Raw genomic sequence first — 3,308 nt, forward strand, 5'->3', positions numbered from 1 at the left:
GCACGAGCTGATACATCGTACCCATGATGACCGAGCAAATCCATCCGAGCACGAACAAGTGTGTGGCCGCGACAACCTCCGGGCCGTAATGATAGCCTGCCAAGTTGATCGGGCGAGCCGTCAACCATGAGGCCCCCACCAATAGCGCCGTTATGCCTGTCAGGATGAACCCCAAAGGCAGACTTACCGACGGTGCATGGACATCCGCCACCGCAGCGCGTTTCGTCGGTAGACGGCAGGGTCTTTCCGTAAGCAAGGGCTTAAGCGCGGCGGATGATGGTGATAAAGCTTCCGTCATTTTGTTCCTCTGTTTCGCCGGTGAAACCGCGTTGCTCCAGCAACGGGTAAAGGTGCAAAGGACGACGATCCGTACGTGCATGCAATTCCGCGCTTTCTGGCATCTCTGAGAGCGTTTCCAAAATGACCACCATCGGCTGGGGTGGTTCCAGTCCGCGCACGTCCACATTCACTACCGCTTCCTTCATGCTCCATTTATCGGTGATTTCCGAACTCTGCGCTTTGACACGGATCAAGCCTTCGGGAGGTTATTGGCTCATTGCACTGAGTTCCCCTGGGAGCTGCCATATTGCGCATAGTTGATTCAGGTCAATGGTAACGTCGTAGGGAAAGCTACATTCGCCCTATGACGCTGGCAGGCATGAGGAATGACCAAGAATTGGGAGATTTGAAACGGCTGGCCGTGCGACGCACGGCACGAGTTCCCACAGCGCTGGGGGCATTGCGAACAAGTCTTCTCGTGGTTGCAGTTTTACTGCTCGATTTGAATGGAGTCCGAGCGTTCGGCGCCACTCCAGGTGACGTGGCCTTGGATCCCTTTGATGAGGGGACAAGCAATTACTCCAAAGCGAAAGATAACAGTCCCATCGCACATTTGCAGCACCGCATCGACCGGGGCGAGGTGAAGCTTCGGCACGACGACCAATTTGGCTACCTGCTTTCCCTGTTGGAAGAGCTGGGAGTTTCCACTCATTCACAGCTGCTTGTTTTCTCCAAGACTTCGTTGCAACGTGAGCGCATCACACCGAAAACTCCCCGCGCACTCTACTTCAACGACGAAGTCTATCTCGGCTTCATTCCCGGCGCACCGTTTATCGAGGTCTCCGGAATGGACCCCAAACTGGGTGGCGTCTTTTATTCGATTGATCAAAGTAAGACCGGGCGGCCTAGGTTTGTGCGTACGGATCAATGTCTCGAATGTCATACCTCGACCAAGACCTTGGGAGTGTCGGGACCCCTTGTGCGCTCGTTTGTAACGGATACCGACGGCGTGGTGGACCTGGCCAGCGGGACATCATTGGTCAACCACCGCACACCATTGAACGAGCGGTGGGGCGGCTGGTACGTGACTGGAACTCATGGTGCACAAAAACACCGAGGGAATCTCAGCGGCCGAGAGGCCTTCGCGCGGCACGAGAAGGAGCCGAACTATCTTGGCAACCAGATGGATCTGAAACGGTTCTTCGACGTCTCCCGCTATCCAGCTGCGGCCAGCGACATCGTCGCACTTATGACTTTGGAGCATCAGGCTCACATGCAAAACTTTCTGACGCGCCTCAACCAGGATTCCACCGCGGCCCTTCGGCAATTTGGCCACCTCAACCACATGAACAGTGAGATCGAAGGTTTTCTGAAATACCTGCTGTTTACAGAGGAAGCGCCGTTGTCCGCACCGATCCAAGGATCGGCCGCATTTGTAAGGCAGTTCGAAGCGCTGGGCTTCAAAGACACCAAGGGACGATCATTGCGCCAGTTCGACCTGGAGAGGCGGCTTTTCAAGTATCCGTGCAGCTACCTGATCTACTCGGATGCCTTTGACGCGCTACCCGAGCAACTCAAGGAGACGCTATATCGACGCCTCTGGGACATTCTCACCAGCACGGACACTGGTCCGGCATTCGCTCGAGTCCCCGCGGAGACCAAACAGGCCATCCGCGAGATTCTTACCGAGACCAAGAAGGACATTCCACCCTACTGGAAGTAGAACGATTGAAACGCTTTAGTTCAACGAGCCTGATGGTCAGTCTCTAGGTCACTCAAGCCGCAGGTCTCGTTGGTCCGACAGATATCCTGGGATCTTCTGACGAATGTCGCACTATGCCGATGAGGATGAGCCCAGCGGTGAGGTGAATACCCTTGCCGGACCATAGACCCCACGTTACCAATACCGAATGCCCACCCCTGAAATACCTGGCGATTTGATCGCATCGCGTTGTCCCGATTTCTGGAAGTGCGGCATATTTGTGGCGATCCGTTCGTGGCGACTGTGTATGGGGCTGCTCACCCTCTCGAGTGCGGTCTCCGGGGCCTTTGCTCAGCCGATCGTCTTGGATTCACCGGACAGCCGAATTCATGTGGCGATCAATCTTCCCGCTCCGGATTCAGCGGCAACTCCCAGCTGGTCAGCATCGTTCCAGGGTGAAGTCCTCTTCACCAACTGCCATCTGAGTCTGCAAACAGCACAGGCGGGAGATCTTATGAGCGGGATTCGGGTCTTAAAGGAGACGCGCCGCACGCGGAATCAGCGGATCCAAGTGCTGCATGGACGCTCGAAAGATGCGGAAGATCGCTTCAACGAAGCCCGGTTCCAGTTCGCCACAGCGGGCGGCCACCGAACGGTGGTGGTGTTTCGGTGTTACAATGATGCGATCGCTCTGCGCTATGAATTGCCGGCGGGCGGTACCCATACCTCAGTCACGATTACTAACGAAGCAACTTCGTTCTGTCCAACCGGGGATCCCATCGGTCATATCCAATACTTGGAGAACTTCAAAACTTCTCACGAACATAACGTCACCAGCACCGAGTTCAGCCGGATCCGAAAGGGAGAACTCCTGGACATGCCGCTGACCTTGGCCTGGAAGGACGGGACCTATGCCGCCATCACCGAAGCGGCTCTGCGGCGCTATGCCGGGATGTCGCTGACGCGAGGGGCGATCGCATCGAATGAGGATTCGCTCATTTGCGCGCTAACGCCACGAGCGGATGGATCTAAAGTCTTCGCCACTCTCCCGCTGGAAACCCCCTGGAGAGTCGTGCTTCTCGCGGAGCGCTCCGGAGCACTCTTGGAATCGTCGACACTCTACTGTCTCAACAGCCCGTCAGAGATCGGAAACACCTCCTGGATACGGCCAGGAAAAATCACGTTTCACTGGTGGAATGGCGACGTCTACGATGGGCAGCCTGGCACACCCATGCTCTCGTTCGCGATGAACAAAAAATACATCGATTTCTGTTCTCGTGAAGGCATCCTAACCCATTCCATCACCTCCACCGAAGGCGTGACCACG

General features: G+C 56.0%; 3 protein-coding genes. 2 read left to right on the forward strand and 1 reads right to left on the reverse strand.

The window, feature by feature from the left end:
* Positions 1 to 260: 260 nt before the first annotated feature.
* Complete coding sequence (locus JNN07_18950; protein MBL9169825.1) at positions 261 to 533, reverse strand: DUF2249 domain-containing protein; 273 nt, start codon at positions 531 to 533, stop codon at positions 261 to 263.
* 167 nt (positions 534 to 700) lie between these two features.
* Between JNN07_18950 and JNN07_18955 the strand changes: the two genes are divergently transcribed.
* Both JNN07_18955 and JNN07_18960 read left to right on the forward strand, forming a co-directional pair.
* Positions 701 to 2,002 carry a hypothetical protein gene (locus JNN07_18955; protein MBL9169826.1) on the forward strand — a complete coding sequence of 434 codons (1,302 nt, stop codon included), beginning with the start codon at positions 701 to 703 and terminating at the stop codon, positions 2,000 to 2,002.
* 187 nt (positions 2,003 to 2,189) lie between these two features.
* The coding region (locus JNN07_18960; protein MBL9169827.1) for a glycoside hydrolase family 97 N-terminal domain-containing protein at positions 2,190 to 3,308 on the forward strand (1,119 nt) is incomplete at its 3' end.

Source organism: Verrucomicrobiales bacterium (assembly GCA_016793885.1).
Lineage (GTDB): Bacteria > Verrucomicrobiota > Verrucomicrobiia > Limisphaerales > UBA11320 > UBA11320.